This window comes from Effusibacillus consociatus (genome assembly GCF_042652925.1).
Lineage (GTDB): Bacteria > Bacillota > Bacilli > Tumebacillales > Effusibacillaceae > Effusibacillus > Effusibacillus consociatus.
This window is the reverse complement of sequence record NZ_JBHSHC010000154.1, coordinates 55877-79460: the sequence shown is the minus strand read 5'-3', so window position 1 is coordinate 79460 and position 23584 is coordinate 55877. Positions and strand designations below refer to the sequence as shown.

The 23584-nt window shown below is 54.9% G+C and carries 21 protein-coding genes; 1 reads left to right on the top strand and 20 read right to left on the bottom strand.

Going from position 1 to position 23584, the window contains the following annotated elements; all coding sequences use genetic code 11:
• Positions 1–15: 15 nt before the first annotated feature.
• The 7 genes from ACFO8Q_RS22435 to ACFO8Q_RS22405 form a co-directional block, all read right to left on the bottom strand.
• A complete protein-coding gene (locus ACFO8Q_RS22435; protein ID WP_380029302.1) occupies positions 16–300 on the bottom strand; it encodes a hypothetical protein in 285 nt (94 codons plus the stop codon).
• A 188-nt stretch (positions 301–488) separates the two neighbouring features.
• A complete protein-coding gene (locus tag ACFO8Q_RS22430; RefSeq protein WP_380029300.1) occupies positions 489–896 on the bottom strand; it encodes a hypothetical protein in 408 nt (135 codons plus the stop codon).
• 84 nt (positions 897–980) lie between these two features.
• A complete protein-coding gene (locus ACFO8Q_RS22425; protein WP_380029298.1) occupies positions 981–1190 on the bottom strand; it encodes a cytidine/deoxycytidylate deaminase family protein in 210 nt (69 codons plus the stop codon).
• Positions 1191–1263: 73 nt separating this feature from the next.
• The gene (locus ACFO8Q_RS22420) at positions 1264–1401 is read right to left on the bottom strand and encodes a hypothetical protein (RefSeq protein ID WP_380029296.1); all 138 of its coding nucleotides are present in this window, start codon (positions 1399–1401) and stop codon (positions 1264–1266) included.
• 25 nt (positions 1402–1426) lie between these two features.
• Complete coding sequence (locus ACFO8Q_RS22415) at positions 1427–2266, bottom strand: Rpn family recombination-promoting nuclease/putative transposase (protein ID WP_380029294.1); 840 nt, start codon at positions 2264–2266, stop codon at positions 1427–1429.
• A 156-nt stretch (positions 2267–2422) separates the two neighbouring features.
• Positions 2423–4921: a helicase-related protein gene (locus ACFO8Q_RS22410; RefSeq protein ID WP_380029460.1), complete on the bottom strand. Its 2499-nt coding sequence runs from the start codon at positions 4919–4921 to the stop codon at positions 2423–2425.
• A gap of 3599 nt (positions 4922–8520) precedes the next feature.
• Positions 8521–8862 carry a TnpV protein gene (locus ACFO8Q_RS22405; RefSeq protein WP_274364792.1) on the bottom strand — a complete coding sequence of 114 codons (342 nt, stop codon included), beginning with the start codon at positions 8860–8862 and terminating at the stop codon, positions 8521–8523.
• A gap of 298 nt (positions 8863–9160) precedes the next feature.
• Here ACFO8Q_RS22405 and ACFO8Q_RS22400 point away from each other — a divergent pair, with 298 nt between their 5' ends.
• The gene (locus ACFO8Q_RS22400; RefSeq protein WP_380029292.1) at positions 9161–9583 is read left to right on the top strand and encodes a hypothetical protein; all 423 of its coding nucleotides are present in this window, start codon (positions 9161–9163) and stop codon (positions 9581–9583) included.
• A gap of 171 nt (positions 9584–9754) precedes the next feature.
• Here the strand turns inward: ACFO8Q_RS22400 and ACFO8Q_RS22395 are convergent, their stop codons facing one another.
• From ACFO8Q_RS22395 to ACFO8Q_RS22335, 13 genes are all read right to left on the bottom strand, one after another.
• On the bottom strand, positions 9755–9997 hold the full coding sequence (locus ACFO8Q_RS22395) for a hypothetical protein (protein ID WP_380029290.1): 243 nt from the start codon (positions 9995–9997) through the stop codon (positions 9755–9757).
• A gap of 21 nt (positions 9998–10018) precedes the next feature.
• Complete coding sequence (locus ACFO8Q_RS22390; protein ID WP_380029288.1) at positions 10019–10459, bottom strand: hypothetical protein; 441 nt, start codon at positions 10457–10459, stop codon at positions 10019–10021.
• Positions 10460–10491: 32 nt separating this feature from the next.
• Entirely contained in the window at positions 10492–10668 is a 177-nt protein-coding gene (locus ACFO8Q_RS22385) for a hypothetical protein (protein WP_380029286.1), read from the bottom strand.
• A 9-nt stretch (positions 10669–10677) separates the two neighbouring features.
• Entirely contained in the window at positions 10678–11163 is a 486-nt protein-coding gene (locus ACFO8Q_RS22380) for a hypothetical protein (RefSeq protein ID WP_380029284.1), read from the bottom strand.
• A 24-nt stretch (positions 11164–11187) separates the two neighbouring features.
• The gene (locus tag ACFO8Q_RS22375) at positions 11188–15012 is read right to left on the bottom strand and encodes a DUF5704 domain-containing protein (protein WP_380029282.1); all 3825 of its coding nucleotides are present in this window, start codon (positions 15010–15012) and stop codon (positions 11188–11190) included.
• The gene (locus tag ACFO8Q_RS22370; RefSeq protein WP_380029280.1) at positions 15013–16125 is read right to left on the bottom strand and encodes a copper amine oxidase N-terminal domain-containing protein; all 1113 of its coding nucleotides are present in this window, start codon (positions 16123–16125) and stop codon (positions 15013–15015) included.
• A gap of 115 nt (positions 16126–16240) precedes the next feature.
• Positions 16241–17224, bottom strand: coding sequence for a hypothetical protein (locus ACFO8Q_RS22365; RefSeq protein ID WP_380029278.1), 984 nt, complete (start codon positions 17222–17224; stop codon positions 16241–16243).
• The gene (locus ACFO8Q_RS22360) at positions 17211–17759 is read right to left on the bottom strand and encodes a hypothetical protein (RefSeq protein WP_380029276.1); all 549 of its coding nucleotides are present in this window, start codon (positions 17757–17759) and stop codon (positions 17211–17213) included. The genes ACFO8Q_RS22365 and ACFO8Q_RS22360 overlap by 14 nt, the downstream gene beginning before the upstream one ends.
• A 10-nt stretch (positions 17760–17769) precedes the next feature.
• The gene (locus ACFO8Q_RS22355) at positions 17770–18159 is read right to left on the bottom strand and encodes a hypothetical protein (protein ID WP_380029274.1); all 390 of its coding nucleotides are present in this window, start codon (positions 18157–18159) and stop codon (positions 17770–17772) included.
• 81 nt (positions 18160–18240) lie between these two features.
• Positions 18241–18720, bottom strand: coding sequence for an ABC transporter permease (locus tag ACFO8Q_RS22350; RefSeq protein WP_380029272.1), 480 nt, complete (start codon positions 18718–18720; stop codon positions 18241–18243).
• A gap of 77 nt (positions 18721–18797) precedes the next feature.
• On the bottom strand, positions 18798–20867 hold the full coding sequence (locus ACFO8Q_RS22345; protein WP_380029270.1) for a hypothetical protein: 2070 nt from the start codon (positions 20865–20867) through the stop codon (positions 18798–18800).
• The gene (locus ACFO8Q_RS22340; protein WP_380029268.1) at positions 20857–22728 is read right to left on the bottom strand and encodes an ATPase, T2SS/T4P/T4SS family; all 1872 of its coding nucleotides are present in this window, start codon (positions 22726–22728) and stop codon (positions 20857–20859) included. The genes ACFO8Q_RS22345 and ACFO8Q_RS22340 overlap by 11 nt, the downstream gene beginning before the upstream one ends.
• Positions 22725–23570, bottom strand: coding sequence for a hypothetical protein (locus ACFO8Q_RS22335; protein ID WP_380029266.1), 846 nt, complete (start codon positions 23568–23570; stop codon positions 22725–22727). The genes ACFO8Q_RS22340 and ACFO8Q_RS22335 overlap by 4 nt, the downstream gene beginning before the upstream one ends.
• Between the last annotated feature and the right edge of the window lie 14 nt (positions 23571–23584).

The window sequence follows — 23584 nt, the reverse complement described above, 5'->3', positions numbered from 1 at the left end:
CGATGGGTATATTGTTCATCGTGCCTTACCCCTCTTTTTGGGGTACGTATAAGCTCTGCCTTCCTTCAATTTCGTAACGCCTTTCTTTTTCATGAATGCGTCTAAATCGCCTTCATGAACTTGACTGGTCACCCCGTTTGAGTCGCGGATGTAATAATACGTGTCGCCAAATCCGTTTTTCTCTTTGGATATCAACTCCAACGATGGCACGGTTTCTCCCTCCTCGATCAAGCCGGTTCCGTAACAAAAAGGCGGTAGAATCGGACAAAAGCATCCGCCGCTTGGGATGGCATACAACATGTTCATTCCTCCGGAAATGAGAAAAGGACCCCAAAACCGGAGTCCATTTCGTCATGAGATTTATAATCTTATCAGGTGGGCTTATCTTCGACCTGTGAAATACTACGCATCGTAAAAATTTCCTAAACAACAAAAAAGCCTGTCTCGCGATGAAGCAAGGCAAGCTTTCCTACCGATATTGCGATGACTTACCGATCCCTGTCCGGTTCACTTTTTTCCATTTCTTTAAACTCGATGCCGTCGATGGCATGCTCGTAAAGGAAGACCTTGATGGCGCGCATATCATTCGTGTTGTCGTACGCTGTCAACAGTTCGTTAAACTTCTCCATGTTTTTCTCTGTAATGGTCAGCATACCGTTTCCCTTTTCCAATAGCAGCTTGTTGGCCAGTAAAAGTGAAGTCCGCTTGTTGCCGTCCCAAAACATCTGCCGCCGCGCGCCCCACAGAAAAGCGGTAATCGCCCTCTCGGTATTCGTCATATCCGCAGACAAAAGCACGGCAAATTCCTGCTCGATTTCACCGCTTACGGTGAGAGGGGGCACATCATCCGTTCCGGGAATGCCGATTCTTCCCGTTCGCAAAACGCCCCATTCCAACGCTTCGTTTCTCGCCACATATTCGTTCAATTTGCAAATGTATGTCAGCGTTGTCGGCTCGTCAATGGTAGTAACCAGGTAGCGTCAGGCATCCCGCATATTCAGTACGGCCTGAATGTCGTCCAAGGTAACACCGGGTACGTTCACACCGTTCAAAATCGTTTGCGTCTGCGGAAAGGTGATGTTTCGGTTCTCCATCTTCATGCCGCAATATATATTTTCATCCCATTTCTTTTTGGCCAGAAACACGCTCTGTTGCCTGGTCAATGCAAATTTATCCGAGAAAGCGTTCATCTTCGTTCCCTCCGCCTGTAGATCATTAGTTCCGGTTTTTAGCTGAAAGGCATAGATACGCCACTAATTGGGATTAGAAAATAAGCAAAAGCAGCCAACTCCAAAGGGAGTGGCTGCCATAAACATGTTCGATATGAGCCATCTTCGCTGCGGCATCCTGCCTTAAAAATTCCAGCGTGTCTATCGCTTTTTTCAGCTTCGGCTCATTCATCGCAAGCACCTTTCAATTTTCTGAACTATTGAAGAGGGGTTAATGCTTTAATCTCCTCAACCGACAGTCCTGTTGCTTTAGCAATGGTTTGGATATCGATTCCCATGGCAAGGAGCCTAGCCGCAGTTTCCGCATTTGCCTCTGCCTTAGCCTCTGCCCTTGCCCCTTCAATGCGCGACTTTTCGTCGCTGAGCGCTTTCATCCGGGCGTCGTAAGCCATTCTCGCCGCGGCATCCTGACTTAAAAATTCCAGCGTATCCATCGCTTTTTTCAGCATCGGTTCATTCATCGTAAGCACCTCCCAATTCGATTTGTCCACGCCTCTCAAAAACAGCAACCAGTTGACCAACCCGCCTCGATCAAGCGGAATCGAATGCTGATCCAGCTTTGACAGTTCCATCACATGAATCTCGATGTCATCCAGAAGCGCAATCCCGGTATGATCTTCCCGCAAATAAAACACGCTGTGGTAACGATCATTGGGCAGGCAGGAATAATTCAAAATGTTGATCGTCACGCATTTTTTTAACGCATTGTAGTTGCTGCCCTTCGGAATCTGATGATAGTACATCTCGGCCCAATAGAACAGGGTTCGCTTCTCCATATGATACGGGTTAAACAGCTGCATCTCAATATTCAGCAGTTCGCCCTTCGCCGTCTTGGCCTTAATATCCATAATCGACTGCTTGTCGTCGAGGCCGTCCGCCTCCGTATACGGATTCAGCAGGACAATCTCCGTCAGCGGCGTCTCGCCCGCCTCGCGAAATGTGCTGTTCAAAAAAGCGAGCAGCACATCCCGATTATGTTCGCTGCCAAAAATGCGTTTGAAAACAATATCCACGCGGGGATCAAGCAAGTCATGCATCGGAAAACCACCCCATTCCTTTCCTTTTTAGTATATCATTTTCGTCCTGGAAGATGAAATACTTCGCCGGGACATCGGCAGGTTACAACACGCCAATTGTGCGCAAATATGCGAAACATCGGCATGGCCTTGGATGTAAAGCGCGATACCAGACCGTTATCGCTCACGGCCCACAGCCCGCCGTTCCGGTGCTTCTAATTCTTCGTCCGGCACGCTGTCCACGGCTTCGTTTTCCCGTTTGTCCATATTCAGCAGGGCATTCAATTCCGCAAGACGCGCCGCTTTCGTTTGCAGCTCCTGCTCCTTCTCGAAAGGAGCCGCGATTTGTTCTTTCGCCGTTTCCATTTGCAGACGCAAGGTGGCAAGCTGCTCGCGGGCATATTCCAGCTTCGCAGGCAAGTCGGACAAGGCGTTGTTGATGCGGCTAATGTTGCCGCCTGCATCCGCTCCGAGCGTCACCGTATGACCCAGTGCGCCGCGCAACGTGACCTTGTATTCCTTATGGAAACTGTCAAAGGACAGCCACAAGGAAAATCCCCGGTAGCTGCCGAATTCCTGCGGATCGGACGATATCATTCCTTTGCAAGCATCCAGCAAAGCCGCGCCCGCTGCCGCCCTTTCCGAGTAGGTGTAATCTTTGACCGTCATGCCGGGGAATTTATCTGCCCCATCCGCCTCGGATGCCAGAGAACGTGTATACAAAGCCGCGTCCTGTTCATAGCCGGCAATCCGTTCCTCCGTGGACCTGATTTGCTGCGGCAGCATTCTGAGCAGCCGGTCCTCCAGTGCGTAGCGCTGGCTCAAATGATTGGCTTTGAGCAGCTTCAATTTGGATACCTGGATGTCCAGGTCCATTTTCTCCTTGATGTACGGGTTGCCGGTCGCCAGCGCCTTCACCTCGGCATAGGAGAGGGCCGTCTCGTCGATATCCTCGGCGGAACGCACCGGCGACTTGCTGGTCATGATCTGCGAAATGAAGCGCTGCTTGTTCTCCAGCGTTTGATAAAGGTACGCGTCGAACGTGTTCTCCGTCACATAGCGAAAAATATGCACTTCGCTGTTCTGGTTGCCTTGCCGGATTATGCGCCCGCTGCGCTGCTCCAGGTCGCGCGGACGCCAAGGGCAGTCGAGGTCGTGAAGGGCAATCAGCTTCGTTTGCACGTTCGTGCCCGCGCCCATTTTGAATGTCGATCCGAGCAGTATCCGAACCTGTCCGCTGCGTACTTTGGCGAACAGTTCCTTTTTCTTGACCTCGGTATTGGCATCGTGAATATAGGCGATTTCCTCGGCAGGAACACCTTTCTCCATCAGCTTGCGCCGCAGCTCGTCGTAGACGTTGAAGGAGCCATCCTGTTTGGGGATGGATAGATCGCAGAACACCAACTGGGTCAACCGCTGCTCCTGATGTTCTTCCCAATACCGGTAAACATTGTCCGCGCAAGCGCTGACTTTGCTGCCTTCGTCGTCGGGAAGCAGGGGATTCGCCAGCCGCTGATCGAGTGCGAGTTTGCGTCCGTCATTGGTGATCGTCAGCATGTTGTCCTCGTGCGGCTCCACTTCCTTCGCCCGCACCCGCTCGGCGCGGCGGGCAAGATCTGCGACCATGTCGCGCTGAAAGTCGCTTGGCGGCACGGCAACATTGTGGAAATGGGCTTTCGGAACGGGAAGCTGGAGCATGTCCGCCGTCTGGATATCGGCCACTTCCTTGAACATATTCATCAGTTCCGGCAAATTGTAAAAACGGGCAAACCGGGTTTTCGCCCGATAGCCCGTTCCTTCCGGCGCAAGCTCTATCGCGGTGACGGTTTCACCAAATGTCGAAGCCCATGCGTCAAAATGTTGCAATCCCTGCCGCTTGAGCCGATCGTATTGCAAGTAGCGCTGCATCGTATACATCTCGGTGATGGAGTTGGAGATCGGCGTACCCGTCGCAAAGATGATGCCCCGGCCTCCGGTCAGTTCGTCCAGATAGCGGCATTTGGCAAACATGTCCGACGACTTCTGCGCTTCGGTTTGCGACAGTCCGGCCACATTGCGCATTTTCGTATAAAGAAACAGGTTTTTGTACGAATCGGCTTCGTCCACGAATAGCCGGTCTACGCCCAATTCCTCGAAGGTAACGACATCATCCTTCCGGCTGGTGTCGTTCAGCTTCTCCAGCTTGGCTTGCAGCGTCTTTTTCGTTTTTTCAAGCTGTTTGATCGCATACCGCTCGCCTCTGGCTTCCTTGAGTTCCCGGATGCCGCTTGTAATTTCCGAAATCTGTTCGTACAGTTGCTGCCGCTGACGCTCCGTCGAAATCGGAATTTTCTCAAACTGCGAATGGCCGATGATGATCGCATCATAATCGCCGGTGGCAATCCGCGCACAAAACGTTTTGCGGTTTTTCGTTTCAAAGTCCTTCTTGGTCGCCACCAGAATATTCGCCGACGGATACAGCTGCAAAAACTCCGCCGCCCACTGTTCGGTCAGATGGTTCGGAACGACCAGCATACTCTTGTTGCACAGCCCAAGATGCTTGCTCTCCATCGCCGCGGCGGTCATGGCGAAAGTTTTTCCTGCGCCGACACAATGAGCGAAAAGGGAGTTGCCGCCGTACAGCGCCCGGGCAACCGCATTGACCTGGTGCTGGCGCAGCCGGATTTCCGGGTTCATCCCGGTGAATCGGATATGACTGCCGTCGTATTCGCGAGGACGGATGGCATTGAACCGGTCATTGTACAGCCTTGTCAGCCGTTCGCGCCGCTGCGGGTCTTTCCATATCCAGTCGCGGAACGCTTCTTTCATCATCTCCTGCTTTTGCTGGGCGATGGCCGTTTCCTGCTTGTTCAGCACACGCTTTTCCACGCCATCCTCATACACGGTGTCAAATACGCGCACGTCCCGCAAATTCAGCGTATCTTCGAGAATTTTGTACGCATTGACGCGGTTTGTGCCGTACGTGACGTTCGCCTTGATATTGTTGCTGCGGTCATCGCTTTTGCCTTTGACGTTCCAGGCAGCCGTATATTCGGAATACATCACCTTGATATAGCTCTGATACATCGGCGGCGTGTCCACCAGCTCAAACAGAAATTGCCGAATGTCTTCCGGCGGCAGCCAGGTTGCGCCCAAGCGAACATCAATTTCGGAAGCATCCAGATCTTTCGGCTGCACCGCTTCAAGCGCTTTGACGTTTTCGCCGTAACGTTCAGCATCGTATGCGGCAAACTGTCTGGCCACACGCAGCTTCTCCCGCACATGGCCGGACAAGTATGCATCCGCCGTTAAGTAGATCGGCTTGCCTTCCTCGTCCAGATTTTCGGGATTGGGAAAGATGACGCCGCGCAGCTCTTTTATCAATTGTTCTTCCGTCAAGCCGGTTAGCTCCGCCATATACGGCAGATCGACACGGGCTTTTGCGCCGATGGAAACGGCGAGCGCCTCCGAAGCGGTATCCACCTGTTCCACGCGGATGCGCTGCCGGATAGTGCGTTTGGTGAACATATCCGCCTTGCGCAGCAGCCGCCCTTCCTCGTCGATGATTTCCAGCGAGCAAAGAAGAAAGTAAGAACTGTCATCCGAAAAAGCAAGGCTGTTGGCGCGGCTGTTGATCAGGCCGTATTGCGCCGTAAACCGGTCATACTGCGCATTCAGCTTGCGCTGTTGCTGCTCTATCATCTCATCGCTGTAGTCTTCGGTTTGATACTCGATCAGCTCGCGCACGGTGTCCCGCAGTTGAATCATTCCCTTGATGCGGCCTGACGCCGTCGCAGAAGTGTCCACGCGCCGCATCCGGCTGTTCTCCCGATAGTAGATTTGTCCATCCACCAGCGCAAAGCTGAAATTGCGGACAGACGGATCGGCGGGGAGGGAAGGTTCTTCTTCCTCCGGCTGGTCTTCCCGTTCGAGTTCCACCCATTCGGCATGGATGTTGGACAACGCCTCGCGCAGCAGTTCATCCAGTTTGGCGTCCGGAAATGGCTTGCAGGACGTTTCCTGACGATTGCCGTACATCCGGTCGTCAAAAACCATGGTGCCCAGCACCATATCGGGATGTTCTGCGAAATAGCGATTCACCGGAACACCGTCCGCTGTCTCGGAAAGGGATAGCCATGCTTCGGTTTGCTCGCTGACGGCGACCATGCGATCCCGTTTCTGCAAAAAGATAATGTCAGCGGTCACTTCGGTTCCGGCATTGGCTAAAAACGCATTACTCGACAGGCGCACCGCTCCGAGCAATTCGGCGCGTTCCGCAATATATTTGCGTACCGCAGGGTTTTGTTTGTCCATCGTTCCTTTGGACGTAATAAAGGCGATAATGCCGCCCGGACGCACTTTGTCCAATGTCTTGGCGAAAAAGTAATCATGGATGAGAAACTTGTGCTTGTCGTAACGTTTATCCGCCACGCCATAACCGCCAAACGGCACGTTCCCAATGGCGAGATCAAAGAAGCTGTCCGGCAAATTCGTCTGTTCGTAGCCGCTGACCGCTATCGACGCCTGCGGGTATAGCTGCCTGGCAATACGGCCGGTAATGCTGTCCAGTTCCACGCCAAACAGCCGCGAGCCTTGGAACGACTCCGGCACCAGACCAAAGAAATTGCCGATGCCGCAGGACGGCTCCAAAATATTGCCGCTGCGAAAGCCCATCGATTCCAGACAGTCGTACATCGCCTTGATGACGGTCACTGACGTATAATGGGCATTCAGCGTTGACGCGCGAGCGGACGCATATTCATCCGGCTCCAGCACATTTTTCAGTTCCGCATATTCGGCTGCCCACTGCGTGTTCGCTTCGTCAAATGCCTGCGGAATGCCGCCCCATCCGACATAGCGGGCCAGCACCGCCTGCTCGTCCGCTGTCGCTTGCCGCTGCTCCTGCTCCAGCTTGTTCAGCAGCCGAATCGCTTCCATGTTCCATTTGAACTTCGTTTTTGCGCCGCCATGCCCCAGCTCATCATCCGTAATCCGGTAGTTGATAGCCGGGACAGACGGGCGGGCTGGCGCGGTGCGGCCGGCCACAGGATCAGGGGAAAGGGAAGTGTCTGGCTGCGATATGGGCTCTCGCCCCTCCGTCACCGGCTCTTCCGGTGAAACCGCATCTTCCGGTGAAACCGCATCTTCCGCTGTTTCCCAGGCCGCTTCGTCAGACCGTTCCGGCTCCTGCTCTCCAGTAATCAGATGATCGTTCAGCGGGTTTTCGCGCAGCATCCGCTCAAAATCCCGGCGATTCAATGCTTTGATGAAGAGCGGGAACTGACGGTCTTGCAGCACCACTGTTCGTTGCTCCAGTTGCACAATTTCATATTCGTCCGCACCAATCCAGACCGTGCTGCCTTCGGCATAACCGTAGCGCGCCCGTTCCCGATTCACCGGCTTGTGTTCCGATTCCGCTTGTGCGTCTGGTCGGAAAAGCCCCGACGATGCATCCGGCTGCGGCACATCGGGCCTGGCCATTTCCGCCGCTTGCAGCCGCCGCTTTTCCTCCTGTTCCTCTGCAAAAGCGGGCAACCGCTCGGCTTCCTGCCGGTTCAAGTAACGTCCCGCTGCCAGCAGTTCGCCGATACGTTTCTGCACGTTCATCCACGGCAGCACCACCTGCGTATCCGGGTTCATGATCGAGCCCCGGGTCAGCGTGATGCCTTTGCTGTCATAATTCATGTGAATATCCGTGCCGATCAGCGCGGGAAGACGCCCGCCGGTCCCGTATTCCCGTTTCAGGAAATCGGCGTTCTCCTGTGCGGACAGCGACTGCTGGAAATGCAGCGCAATGCGAAACTTGCCGTTCTCAAAACCGCTGCCGTTTTGCAAAATGGCGTCAATGACCGCTTGCGGCATGAAAAAAGCGGAGGCTTTTGCGTCCTCCGCTTGTTCCATCCACAGCGTCTGCTGCTGGACGGATGGTTCTGACTTTCGCGACAAGTCAAATTCGTTTAACAGCATCATGCTGGCGATATGCCCGGCGATGACGCCCCAATCGTAAAAGCTTTGCGCCGTTCTTTGCTCCGCTGTACCTGTCCAAAGATGAAGCACATTGCTGTACGGCTCAAATCCGGCCTGCACCCCTTCATCCAGCGTCAGTTCGGTGATGCCTGCCGGAAACAAACCGCGCACATACAACATGCGCTCGCGCTCATCCTCGTGAGCAAGGAAAAATGCTGTGATGTCCGACTTGCTCTCCCGCAGCGGCGCGGCTCGGAGCATGTCATTGATGATGGCATGGTCGTGAAAAAACGGAAGACTTCGGTCCTCCGTTTCCCGGTCGTACCATTTTAATGATAAATCAGTTCCGCGAGAATCAGTTCCTCCGCCTGCTGCTTCAGGTTGTTCATATGTCCCGTCCAGGCCAGCGGGTCGCTCGCCTTGTCCGGGGCCGGGTAAGAAGCGAGCATCTCCTGCATCGTCCGGTCGATCTGCTCCCGCGCCGTCCGGTCGATGTCCGCCAGATGCCGGTTCAACTGCTCCGACAACATCAGATGGGCGTACATGCCCTTCCGCTCGGTTTTCAGAAACGTCTTGCGCATCATCCCGTACTTCCCAATGGTCGTCTCCGCTTCGCTCAGCGTCAGGTTGGGCAGCAGATAATCCCCTTGCGGCGTGTACGTCAGTTCCATGTTCATCCTTCCTTTCTTGTCGAGTAGCTTCATTGTGCGGCAAGGAATCGGGTCTTGCAAGGGTATGAAACGATTGCCCCTCATTTGCACGTTGTGCATCCCGGCGCAGCGCCCGGACGGTCGATTCCACTTCCCGCAGCATCATCTCGGACACATCGCTGATCGCTGCGCCCAAATGGGATAATGCTGGAAGCGTATTGAAATAACCAATGGCAGACAAATCCTCGGTGCTAATGTAAAGTTCGGGATTCAACTCGCAGCGGGTTAAGGCCATATAAGCGACGGCTTTTTCAGCCGCTTGTTTGAACAACAATTCCACATGCGGAACGTCCAGGTCCTCAAGCAAACTGTTCTCCCGCTCTTTCATCAACTCCGCCACATAATCGGCGCTGTTGTCATCCACGGCATTCCGCGCAGCAGCAAGGAGCGCAGCAGGCAGATCCGCACGTGGTTCAATCTCGTCCGGCGCGCCGAACGCATTTTCCAGCGTTTCGATCACATGAGCCGTGTCGCTGTCCTGCAACCGCCAAAGCGACACCTGCGGCTGGCGTCTGCTCTGGGTATCCGATACGTCAAACACATGGCGCAGGCCCAGGTGGTTGCCTCGGTCTTCAATCAGGGCAATCCCTTTTGCGCCGCGTTTCACCCAGCGATCCAGCCGCTTGTTCCACACCTCAATCGGCGCGCAGGCCGTTGCGTCCGGACGTTGTGCGTAGATTAACAGTTGATCCTGAAACGGATATTTATAGTTCCAGGCCGCCGTCCGCAAAAAATCCGCCCAGCGGTCAGGCTGATTCGTCACCGTGCGAGCCGTGCTGGCAGCCAGTTCGACGATGCGCTGCAACTTGGCTGTCATGAGAGCACCTCCCTTACCGAAACGTGATTTGATTGGTCAGGCGAATGCCTTCCTCGGAATAACGAGCCGTAATCCGAATGAGTCCAATAAGTTGCAGTCGATGCAGATTTCGGCGGACAGTGGAAGGAGAGAGACCCACCTCCGAAGCCAGCTTTTGCCGGACAACAAGACGCAGCCATGCCGCCCGCCCGCGCGGTCCATCAGGTAGCTGTACAATAGCTTTGCTGCATGAGGGACCAACGCTTCGGCCAGCAGTTTATACCGCATGAGATCGTTCATAGGCTTCCTCCTCAGCAGACGCTAACGCTCCGGCGACCGTTCCGACAAACGCTCCGGCCGGATGTAGCAGTACAGATAGAAATTGTAGTCTCCCGCATGCGGGAAACAACGCAGGTAGTACCGATGGTGTGCGGTTTGAAAACAAAAGCCGTATACGCCGGAATGCCACGCCCCCGATAATCGGGCCTCCGGATGCGACAGGCAAAAACGGTGCATCTGGCTGCGGCTTTGAAGCCATCCCTGCTTCGTCAATGCCCGCACAACCGCATCCAGTTCCGCCCGGAAAGCCGGCGTTTTTAGCGCTGGCAAATGCTCGAACCAGTTTGCCCAGAATGTCTCGCCGCTGCTGCCAAAATAACCGCGCAGGTGCCCGATGCAACCCCGTTCCGTATCCTTCTTTATCGAAGCGGAATAAAAATAGGCCGCGTCCTCCGACACGGCCGTTTGCAGTCTTTCCAGCATATTCTTTTCCTCCCGGCTGGTAGGTGTTCGCTCTAGGTTGCGACACACATAGAAGGGGAAAGTCCGATATCTGCCACAAGCCGACGGGAGGAAAGCCACACGAGGCTGTTTTTTCCTCCCGCCAAATCCGGTAAATAGCAGTACACCAGCTTGGCCGCAAGCGGAAGCGAGGCTCCGTCCAGCAGCCGATAACGAGTGAGATCGTTCATTGCGTCCTCCTATCGTTGCGTTTCCTTTTTTTTCTTCTGTGCGGCAGGCGTGGAAGGCGCTTGCTGTTGCTGCTCCACCAAGCGCTCCGGCCGGGCATAACAGTACAAGTAAAAGTTGTAATCCCCGGCAAAGGGAAAGCAGCGCAAATAGTAGCGGTGATCCTGCGTTTGCATGCAAAACCCGTACACATCCGTGCTCCTAGCACCGCCGATGCGCGCCTCCGGATGCTCGCTGCAAAATCGTAACATATGCTGGCGGCTTTTCAGCACCTTCTGATCGCCGATAGCTTGAAAGACCTTACCCAATTCTTCTTTAAAAGCAGTCGTTTCAAAGGGAGAGCGCCGGGGAAACCAGGTTACCCAGAACTCCTCGCCCGACCGCCCAAAATCGCCGCGCAGGTGGCCGATGCAGCCACGTTCGATCTCCTCTGCGGCAGAAGCGGAATAAAAATAAGCCGTATCCTCTGGCGCGGCACTTTGCAGCTTTTCCAACATGTTTATCCCTCCCGTCTGGTGAATTTAATGGGTGCCTCCCGTCCCAAAGTCGTCGTAGCTGGACAAATCGGCATGATAAAAGACGACGTCGCCGTCCAGCAGGGAGAACGTTGCCCCGTATGGATCGACGAAGCTGCGCTGAAACCCTTCCATCCGCCACTGATTGTCCAGCGGCGCGTTTTTATATTGCAGATGCGGGTGGTTCAAGTCTTGATTGCGGATCGTTTCGATGTTGAAATTGACGATGATGTACCCATCCTTCAGAAATACGGGCGCATGGTCGTCCAGCCGGTGCGTGCGGCCGTACTCGGCCAGATTGAAGCCTTTCGGCACCACGTACGGCGCGGCGGGCAAACTGTAGTCCCCTCTCCACCGCTGAACCGAAGCGTTGGCACGTGCCGCATCGATGCCGGAGGGCACCTGCGTGCTTCCGACAAACGTCCGAAGCTGAGGCGGCAGCAGCATGATATCGTAGCCGCCCACATAGGTCGGCTTCTGCGCATCCTTTACATATTGATCGATAAACGTCTGCCTCGCTCCGGGCGAACCGTTTAGCGCCCAAAGCGTTGCGGCGGTGTCGGTCAACTCCTGCTTCGGCACATTGCGCAGGCGAGCGTCGAGCGTCACATACCGTTTCTCCGCATCGTCGCCGGAGCCGATACGAATAAACCGCTGACTGCCTGAATGATAGTAGAGATCGACTTCTTGCCTGTTCTTCCCCTTGCTGTCCACAAAATAAAACGTTGGTGTAATGAGGATGCCGTCGCCCGAGCCGAACATGTTGCCTTTCGTCATGACTTCGAATTTGACATGGTAACCCGTTTTGACCGCAACATTTTTCTTGCCGCTCTCCGGGTGACTGCCTTGCCGTACTGGCAGCACGTAGGGAGGGGTATTGCCGCGCGGTGCGCCGTCAATGCCTTTCGTGCCGACCCAATAGGCGTTTCCTGTCGGCGTCGCGCTGCCCTTTTGGGTGCGGAACACCGATTCCCAGGCAAAATCGGCAATGTCGGTGATGCGGAAATCGAAGAGACGGCCAATCACTTCCACCGGAACCGCCTGCGTAGCGACATGGTTGGACAAGTCCAGGTTGGCATTCATCTGGGATGTGAAGGAAGCCGGGCTGTTTTCTGCGAAGGTACGGAATAACACGTCGTAATGGCCCTCGTCCACCCAAACGGGCAAGTAAAAGGTCGTCTGCAACTGGCCGACCGGGATGGACACCCACGTGTCCTTGGGGACGAACGTCGTTCGATCCGCTTTGTACACATCGAACGGAAAGCGTACCTGCTTGTCCCTCACATACTTGGCATAATCCCGATTGCCGTAGCCCTTGATGTCCTTGTGCGGGCCGCTTGTGGGAATCGTTACGGTAAAGGGCCGGTCCAGAATGAGCGCCGACCGCCCGGCAGTCGGCTGCGTTTTCTGGTTGTGGGCCTGATCGTCCGACACCGAGGCGTAGTTCACCACCGGCGTATGCACCGTCACCGGATTAATGCCGCCGATCGGATAGCTCTTGTTTTCTCCGCCGCCAATGCCCTTAACCAGTGTATAAAAGATGGTTCCGGTGCTCGGTTGATTGGCTTTATTCGTTTTTCCGGCATCAATGACATAGCCAGAGCCGTACAGCACATCCTGACCGATCATCGGGGGAGCCGGAATCGCTCCCGGCGTTGGAGCCGTCTCCTCGACGGTCCGGTTGTCCATAATCGTATTTCCGTTAAAAATGAGCGAGTCGTTTTTCACCTTGATCTTGCCGATGGCGCTTTCTGCAGTTGACTTCCAGTCCTCGTTCGGTACGGAAGGCCGGCTGGAACCGCCGGAAATCGTTTGTCCGGGAAGCGTCACATTCGAATAGACCGGATCGATGATATGCGTGCTGAGCGACGCATCATGCGCGGCGGAAACGGTTGGCGGCGCATAGCCGTTCGGCTCCAGCGTAACCGTTCCCGACGGAAGCGCATAATTAGAGACCGTTGCCTTCTGAATGCCGTACACTTCGAGATTTTGAATCGTCCAGAAGCTGTACTTGCGTTCAATCGAATAGTTTTTGCTGACCGTCTGTGTATCTGAACGCGGAACGGTAATGGTCGTCGAATTCCCGTCTGCATCGGGCGGACCGGATTGCGTCTCCGTCCAGGTAAGGGTATATGTTTTGCTCACCTGAATCGGGTATTGCTTCGTGCCGGTCGTTTCCGTGAACGTGTTGCGATACAAGTACGATTTGGCCGAGGCGTTCACATACAAACTTTCCGATGTCGGAATGCCTTGCAGCACATCAAATTTTTCTGCGCCGCGCGCATCCGCCTGAATGACAGCAGAAACGCTTGGCTCCATCGCTTCGGCCTGCTGGGATGCGCCGGGCTGCGGTTCTCCGCCGCCGTCGCCTTTACGCACCGTATGATCGGATGTCGAGTCCCCCGTATTGCCGTCCACATCCTTCACAACGACGGTGATTTGCACGCTCACTTTGTCGCCGGACGTGAACGGGATTTTGATCGGAATCGTTTTACTCGTTGAAGTGCCGGAGAGGGTGCCGGTTTTGTCGCCCGTTTGAACGAGCCTGGCATTTCGAATATCCGTGATTTCGTATGACTTCAAATTTTTTAACGACTTGACTTCAAAAACAAAATCCCCGTCCACTTCGGTCACGTTTTGGTCGACCGTTTCCGGCGCTTCAATCCGGGACGTGACCGTTACCGAGGAGGGAATTTTGTAAATGCCGATAAAGTTGGAGCCGCCCGATCCCACCAGAATGGAGCGCTCTTTGAGCTTGGGGTCGCCTTTTTCCAGAATAAACAGCTTCTCGTCGGGTTTGTTATTGTTCGTAATGTAAGAGCGGATGATTTCATACGTCTGACCGCCATATGTGACTTGCTCTTCGAACGTATGATTCGCCTCATCCCCGGTTGCGAAAACGCCTTTATCCACTTCTTTGAGCTTGGTGCCGTCTTCTTTTTGATAAATGGCTTTCACCGGATTGTTCTCCGCATATTCGGCAACCGCGTCCGTTCCGCCCAGATGCACCGTAAAGCTTCGCGTTCGCACCTTCGGATTGGTTGCCGGGTCTTCTTGCAGCCAGTCTTTCCGCGTCGGGTCCTGCTTGGGCGACAAATAGGAGCGAACGATTTTATACGTTTTCCCGTTATCCTCGATCGTTTCGGGAAATTCATGATTGATCGTTTCACCTAATTTGTACTTGCCCTTTTGAAACGTAACTTCCGGATTTTGAATGACTTTGCCGCCTACGGTTTTCGCAATCACATCGACCGGAAATTCCGCGCTGCGATAGGGTACATGAATGCCAAAATAATCGTCCAAGTCCTCCGGGTGCGCCCAAGGTTCGGCCCTCTTGATCTCATCTAACGTATAGAATGGCCCTTTGCGCACGTTGCCGTTTCCGTCGAGGGACACCATGATTGCATAAAGATATAAGTCGTCGTTGTCTTTGATGTCGCCCATTCCCGCGTTCCACATGCCTTCCGTGACAAGCGCCTCGCTGACTTCGTAATAGGTCGTCACAGGCTGGCCGGGGATGGGCGGATTCGGTTCTTGGCCGACTTGCCGTACTTGCTGGTCCAAAAATGAAGCATGTTGGCCGCTTCTCGGATCGCCGCACTGCTTGGGCGTCGTGTTCGAGCATAATTGGTCCCGGCGCACCGTCCAACCCACAGTTCTGTATTTAATAGATGATGTTGCAGCCGTACTTGTGATTTCAAAGCTGATTTTTCCTGCCTCAGTTCTTACTTTGGGGGTTTCGGCTTTCGCTGCGAAAGGAAAACCCGAAAATAAAAAAGAGCATGCCAGAAGCACGCTCAACGCCGATTTTATGAATTTGTTTTTCTTCATCTATTCCGAGTCCGCCTTTCTGATGAAATAATTGCGGAATAAACTGGCTCCCGGATCGACTTTCAATGTACTGCCCCAATCGCCGCCAACATTCGTGGAAAGGGAAATATCCGCGTAACCTTCGTACCAAACCTGCTTATCGAATTTGCGATCATTGGGGAACCGCTCATCGTACAGCAAATTTTTACTTTCCGTGAATGAGTTGAATTTGATTCTGAACTTGGAACGTACATAATTATTTCCAAACCCGTCTTTATAGATCATGGAAGGCTCGGGATCAAGGAATCCTTCGATCTGAATCTTGTTTTCTTTAACCCACTCCACATACCGCCGGATATATTTCAATTCCGCATTGGAGCTTTGCACTTTCCTGGCGAATACCGCCTGCGCCCAAGAATCGTCAATCGTTTTGTAATCCACGTTCAGCCACAACGCGCCGAACATTTTCAGACGGTTCATCCATATATCCACGTTTTTCTTATTGAATTCCGGTATGGTTGAATACAATACCGATGAAACTTTGCTGTCCGTAGGATGCGAGTAGGGATAGGCCATCTCGTACACTTCATTCGGCACATCGGCCAGAATGTACGGGTAATCTTTTGCGTTCTTCGGCAAATGGGTTGTGCGAATCAGGCGGCCCCATTCATCATACTTCGCATTGGCGTCTTCTTGTGTGGAAATGAAGACGGTCGATGTCGGGCTATCCCAATTCACTTCCGCCCCCAGCGCTTCGCTGACAAAACGCAGCGGGACAAACGTCCGGCCGCCGCTGGTAATCGCCTTCGAATCGAAGGCCATTTCTTTACCATTGACGAGCGCCTTGCTATCGCCGATCGTAAGCACAATATGCAGGTCGTCCCGCTCAATCGGTACGGTCATGGTTTTGGGTTTCCAGCCTACGTTCGCGCCCATCTTTTCCGCGATGAATCGAACCGGCACGAGTGTCCGGTTGTTTTCATCGACAAACGCTTGCGCATCGGGAAACCAGATTTTTTGTCCGTCCATGACGACGCTGACAAAAGACGGAGGTTTGCCTGCCGCGCTTGCCGTCGCACTGAACAAGCTGCAAATCATCGCGGCGACAAGTCCTGAAAATATCCATTTTCTCACGCAATTCGCTCCTCTCTTAATAGGGATCATGACAAGTTTGGAAGATTTCGACTGTCAGGTTCATCATAGAGCCGATCCGACGGCGTGTCCACTTTCCGAAATAACCGCCGAATCGTTAAGATGGCGAGACAGGACAGTCCAGCGGCATATAGCCTTTTTGCGCAGCCGCTTTTTCGCTGGAAAACGTCTCTTCCACTGGATAAGTAAAGCCGCATGTGCTGCGATAATACACCTTCATGCTTCCTTTCCTGGCCCCGACAATCTCCGGCTTCTTGAGCACGCGGCTTCCGCCGAGCGCATAATTGTTGTAAAACTTGCCGCCCATCGGAATGCCTTGAATAAAGGCAAGCACCCCGACGTCATCCACGGTATTGTGCCATTCCTCCTGCGAAATGGTCGGCAGCGTGAAGGTGTAAGAAAAGCCGTATCGGGAAACCGATTCGTTGTGTTTGTTGATCCGGTAGGCGAGTTCGTCTTCAATTGCGCGGACGATGGTACTCCGGCGCACCTGCTCAAATCGCTCCGCATCCTTTAATAGCGCAATGTTCGTCTGCTGCCTAACGTCGGCCCGCAAGCCTTCGTGCCAGCTCCGGCTGCCCGCATCGTAAGCGAGGACGAAATCGTCCAGCGTGAACGAAAGGCTGTTGCCCGATGAATCGGCGTAAGCATACGGCTTTTTCGCTCCCCAAACCGGTTTCCGTTCCGTTTTCCCGTCGGCTCCCGTCCACTCCTCCTCGGCATAAACGTAGAAACCGTCGTAACCAATCACCGCAATAGCCGGGATATACCGATTGAGTACGCCTTGCGCAACGGGATCGTCGGCAATGCCGAAGTTTGCGTACAGCGTCCGAAAAAAAGCGGCAATCGCCTCGTCCTTGTTCAGCGCCACCCGCTTGGCCGATTCGTATTGCGTCTCCCGCCGCTGGTCGGCATTGACGGTCAACATCCGCGCCGCGTCATCCACCGCCGCATCCAGCGCGGCGTTATAGCGCAGCTCGGTCAATAGCGCCTTCCGCTGCGTTTCGACCTCGATCCGGTTCACGGTCGCAAACGGCAGGAAAATGAGCGCCCCGACAATGGCCCATTCAATCAGCCTCATTGCGCACCACCCCGCCGTAAGGAATGAAGATTTTTTCGTTCGGACTGATGGCCTGGTTCAGAAAATCGAACAGGATCGTGCCGGGAGTCCGGTTCGTATTTTTGACCGTGACCGCAAACGTGTCGCCGACCCGCAGCTTGTAGCGTCGCGCCGGATCGTCTTTTGCGGCCGTGTTGTTCGGGAACAGAACAGGCAAAATCTGCGCGTTGTAAAATAGGTCGTAGTGCACTTCGTAGCTGTCCCGAAACGTGTCCGGCCTTGTCGGGTCGTCGTAAACCGGCACGTACTTTTTGCTGCCGTGTTCCATTTGCACATCGAAGGTGTTGCCCGTTGCCGCAATCGCCTCCATAAAGTCCGTATACATGGTCGGCGACACAAAGCCCTTGTCCCGCACCGCATCCACAAACGTTGTCGTCGCTTTCAGGACGACCAGTTCCGAAATATCGTCCTGCTGGTCGAAGGCTGCGGAAATGGGGTAGAGGTAGAGCAAAAGAACGGCAATGAGCACCGCGAAAACTTTCGAGAAACTGTTCATGGCATTCTCCTTAGCGTAAAGCGAAAATGAGGCGAAGCAGCTGTCCGGACGCATCCCGCTGGGCGACTGCCGTATACCGGGCATTCAGCTGAATCCCGGCGGGGACGAACAAGTCTCGATCGAGCGGCGGTACGTACCGAACGCCATCTACCACGATTTCCGCTTCTCCCGTCTCCAGCCGGGCAATGGACTGCGCTACCTCTGCGCCGGATACGGTACCATCGCCGGCAATCGGCGAAAACTCCATCTGCATGTTGCGATCCAGCGACTTTCCCGACACATAGGCGGTGGCATTCAGCGCGGCACCGGTTTGAAAGAGCAGCAGTCCGCTTGTTACGGCCATCAGAAAGAGAAGACAGGCCACGCTCATTTCCAGCATCGTTCTGGGGGCATGTTCCATCGGCTTCCTCCTTGGAAAAACTGGGCGTCCGTCTATACCCGAAAGGACGCCCCATCAGCGTTGTGATGTCAGTAAGGGCGCTTACTGCTGCCGGAACACGATGCCGCGAATGACGTTGCTGCTATCGTGCACCAGTTGCGCCCGAAATTTGCCGCTCGGATTGACGTAGTTGATATTCGCTTCATCGAGCGCATGGCTCAGTTGCCCCGGCGCTTCACCAACCACTGAGCCGTAGGTCACACTGTCGATTGGAACACCCGTGTTGATCACCTTGCCATACCACTGACCTGCCGGATTTTTCCCGGTGATAATCTGGATGCCGAACTGGTCTTGATCGCTGAACTTGCGCAGCGCGTTGACCACCTGACTGCCCGATAACGTCGTGTTGTCGTACACCGTAAACGCCGTTTGCGACAGCTCCGTCTGGATATTGCTGAAATTGCTTTGCGCCGCCTTGGTGGAGTCTTGCGCGGAAATAAACAATACGACGGCGAGGGTAATGAGCGCGATGGCCAGAAAAATGCCAGCCGCCATCACGAGTGCTTTTTGCGCGTTGGACATGAACCGATCTCTCCTTCGAATGAAATTCGAAATAAAAAAAGACACTTCCCGTTTGGAAAGCGCCGCAACATGTCCGCTTACTGAATGCGCTGAAGCTGTTCGTAGTAAACGGACATCTGGTGCAAGCTGACGATGACGAGCGGAATGACCAGATAGCCGAAAATGAGGGCTATCATCGGCGCAAACCCGATCCATTTTCCCCAGCCTGCCTTTTGCTCGATCAATTGCTCGTACTCCTGTTTGCGCTGCTCCTGCGCGTAAGCCTGTTCCGACTCCAGGTCGTCGAACGCTTCCCGGATCGGCAAACTTTGCGCCGCCAGTTCCAGCTTCTCGACCGTGCGGACGAACGGCACAAACGGCGCATCCTCTTTCAGCTGCGCCAGCGCCTGATCCGCGCCCTGTTCGAAATGGAGCAAGCAGGTCTGGAGCGGTTCCTTGAACACGCGGGCAAACTGTTCCATCCAGATGAGCAGATGCTCGACCGACATCCGGTCCATATCCGCCAGCATGGCGATGACCGCATGCAGTTGGTCCACTTCATGCTTCATCTCCATCTGCCGCATGCGCCGCTGGAACATCCGAACGCCGACCGGCATGGCGTAGCCGCCCCATCCCGCGAGAGCGGCGAGGAGCGCTTCCCACCACTTCACATACTGATTGTCAAGCTTCGTGAGCTTGCCCATAATGCGCCGAGCCGCGGCGCGAAGCTGATCGTCCTTGTTTGTTGCTGGCGATTCGCTGCGGAGCAGGGCCATCACCGTTTCTTCGGTGCGATGCTTCACCTCCTTTACGCGATCGATGATGCGGCGATCGAGCGCCGCCGCCTCGCGCGCCTTGGCTTCCTCTTCCGGCGAAAGTTGACCGAACAGGATGCCCTGCTTTACCGGCGCATACAGGATTTGATGCCGGCTTGCGGCATGAAGCGCCATAAACATCCCGAGCACAGCCAGAAAAGCCATGCCCCCCGCCACGATGCGCTGCACATAGAGCCATTCCAGCCGAAGCGGCGACGCGGTGTCTTTCAGCAGCTTGACCATGCGGTCAGCTTCCCGGGAACCGGGGGCGGGACCGAAACGATGCACAAGCCAGCGCATCCACGGCCATTCGTAAACCCGTTTCTCCCATCTTTTTCGGCCGGTTGGTTTTGGACTCGCGTCCAGCTCCTGAATGTTCCGCAGCAGGACGTAGGACAGCCATACGACCGCCATCAGGCCGATTTTCACGATCCAGCCGGTCGTGCTCGCATAAAAGGCGTCCATGGCCGGAAAGTAATGGCTGGCCCAAGCTTCAATCGGCCGGGTAAACAGCAGCGGCAACAGCGCGATGGCGGTCAGTCCTTGCAGCAGGAAGCCGAGGCGCTCGCGGCGCAGCAATTCCAGATTCAGTTCGGTCGCGAGCTTCCCGAGCGCCTTCAAGTACACGGAACCGGCTGCGGTTCGTTTGTCGCCGTATTCCTTCACCAGATGCGACAGCCCGGCCAAGCCCTGCAAATAGCGGTTCGGCGCGCTCTCGATATACTGCGCCAGCCGCTGCTCAGCGTCGCTTGCCGTCAGCACTTCGTATATTTCGTGTCCGTGCAGCGCCATCTCATACGGCGCGCCGTCCGCCGCTTCATAAATGGCTTCTTCCACCATGCCATGACGATGATAATGATGACGCACATCCGAAAAAAAATGCCGGAGTTGCCGGAGCAGTCGCGTCTCCAGCCGATGGACCAGGTTGTCCGAAAAGATCCCGTGGCCAACCCAGAAGCCGATGCCAATCATGCCGAGCGCGGCCGGGTCGCGCACGCCGATCGCCAGCGGAACAGCCGCCGCGAGCAGCACGCCCCATATGAGGAGCGCCGTCTTCATCGTCTCCAGCCGCAGCTTCCATTCGTCGCCAAGCTGGAGAATGGTCATTCGTTTGCGAAGTTGAAGCAAATAACCGCGTAAAATCGGTACACTTTCGCATAGGCGATACAGCTGCTGCAACACGCTGTACATCTTTTGCTTCTTGCGGGCTTTGCCCGGTTTGCGCAGCGCTTCATACTGCCGAACGGCCTCCACGTCCGAACCGTGACGGGATACCCATTGAAACGCCGCCACCATCGCGAGGAACAATACCGTCGCTGCGCCCAGCAATAGGGACAGCCATTCAAGCCTCATCGCCATCCCCCCAGTGAACCGCCAAAAACGCCTCGAACGCCGCCTGGTCCGGCCCGGCGAGGCATGCGGCGATTTCCTTTCGGCTTCGCTCGGACAACGGATGAACGGCGACATAGCGTCCGTCGCGGTACTCGATGACGTTCCGCGCGACGTAATGCGGGCGGTCCGTCGAGCGGAGGAAATATTCCAGCATCGTCTCCATGAACGCCGTCATTTTCTCCTCGGTCGTCGTTTTGTGGCGGAATGTCTCCGGGTAGGGCGTTTCCTGCTCCACCGGGACGCATTCGGTAATCCGTTCGATGTAGCGATGTCCGTCAGCGTCCCGCCTGAGGTGAATATCGAAGTTGATGACGCTGACGACTTGCTGCTCGGCCACTTTTTCGTTCGTAAACACCCTTGTCTTCAGCAACGAGTTGCGCAGCGAATAGACGAGATCGCGGAACGTTTTGGCGTGATGCGTAAACAAGGTGAACAGCGAAGCGACCTGCGCCATCTGCACCATCCAGGCCGCAACCGGGTCGGTCGCCACTTCTCCCAAAATATTGACCGAGCCGTCCGTTTTTTTCTGAATATCCAGCCCGTCCTGCCCGGAGATCGTTTCGGTTTCCCGCAAGCTTAAAATGTTGCGATCCCGGTATATTTTCCGAAGCTGAAGCTCAAAGCTCATTTCCTGCACCCGGATCGGCAAGATGGCCGGAATGTAGCGCACCATCGCCATCAAGAGCGTCGTTTTGCCGCTGCCTTGTGCGCCGGTAATGGCCGTTATGCGCTCACCCATGACCAGATATCTGATCAGCCCAATGGGCAGCTCCGCATTGTCGTCCTGTATCAACTGTTCGAGCGTGGCGTTTTGCACATCGAATTTGCGCACAAAAAAAGCCCACGATTCGCTGAACCGGGGGCGCAGCACGACGACGCGGGAGCCGTCGGCCATTTCGTTCACCTTAAAACCGTTCGCCTCGGACAATTGGCCGGGGAGGTTATGTTTGTACACGTTCTGGCACACGCGCCTCAGTTCTTGCTCCGAGCCGAAGGACAGGAAGCTCAAATGAATGGACTTCCCTTTATAAAACAGCCACACGCTGTCATGCGACCTTGGCACCTCGGAAAGCTGCGCTTCTTCCTCCAGGCTCCATTCGCCTTCCCACATCGAGGGCGGGATGCCGGAGACGCCGCCCGATACGCCGTCGATTTTCATGTCGCGGATTTCGTCGATGACGCTAAACCCTTTGTAATGCTGGTATATCCGCTGCACAACAATCTGCGTTTTGTCCTCGGCAGACAGCTTGCGCGCTTCCTGCTTGTATATATCGCGGATTTCGTCGGCGGTAATCCGGTACGACTCGGTCTCCTCGTCTTCCATGCTCCGTTTGGGGCGATCCAGTTCGTATTTTCGGATCAGTTCGTCCAGCGCTCTCAAGCGATGCTGTTTCTTAAACAGATAGAGCAGGATGTCAAACTGATCTTGCGGCGACAAGTCTTTCGGCTCGTCAAACGGCAGAAGGCGATTCAGGTTATTATCGTCGAAGGTATAGCGCTGTTCGAGCAAATCAGCGATGACCTGCTTCACATACGCCTTGTCCCGCAAATCTCCGGACGTGCAGCCCCGCAGCGCTTTCTTCAGTTCTGCTCGCTTGTTTTTGCGGCGGCGGTATTCTTCTTCCGACAAGCCGAAATCGATCAGGTTGCTGCTCGTCATCTCGTGCAGCGCCTCTTTCACAAACGCGGTCATCGCTTCCAGCGTATAGACCGGTTTTTCGTCCGGCTGCTCCGGCAAGCGACGGCTCATGCGCAAATAGAGCAGGACGCCGATCACGATGAGGATGCCCGCCAGAAGCAAAGCGTTCAGCGCGAACATCATCGGTCATCGTCCTCCTTCCCGCCGAAAAGAGGCTTGTTTCGTCCGACGTTGTTGATGATCGCCTGCGCCAATGCCCGCACCTGTTGCATAAAGGGATCGTTTTCATGATTGCGCGGCACCTGTCGGTTGCGAAATAAAAAACGGACGGCTTCTCCTTGTTGGGTCGCATCCAGCCAGCCCGTATTATGGACAATCGGGTACGCGGGCTCCCGCCGATGAAACTGGCGCTTCATGTTTTTGACGGTCAACGCCGACCCGGGGTCATATTGTCCGAATACAAGCAAATGCTTCCGGTCGGACTGAAGCTGCGCCTCCACCAGCGAAAAAGCTTGCTCCAGTTTGAGCATGTTTTGCGGCATACAGGCGACCAGTAAATCCGCCTGACACAGCAGCGCCTGTGTCCACGCCGACAAATTGCCGCTTCCGCCGTCCAGCAATACCAGATCGTAAGCGCGCCTTGTCAGTTCCAAAAGGGACGCAAGCCATTCCTGTGCGGCGGAAACAAACGATGCATCCGGCTTGTTCGATCCCGGAAGGATGTCGAGTCGGTCGGCGAGCAGCGGCAGCGTGTAATCCCGCAACCTGTTCGGTTCCAGCTTGCGGTTTTGCAAAAGCCTGAGCAGCGCGTCGATGCCAGCGTCAGGCGGGGCGTCCGCATTGCTCATCCAGGACCGTCTCGGGTAAAAGCCGCGTTCGATGGCCGCGTATTCGCTTTGCAAATGCCCAAGCAGCAAAAGGCGCGAGGAGTATTCCAATCCGAGCAGCGCCGCGGCGGCGATCAGATTGCTCGTCGTACCGGCCTGTCCCGAAACCGGGCTCCAAAACACCACGGTAAAACCCATTGTTTCATCTCCTT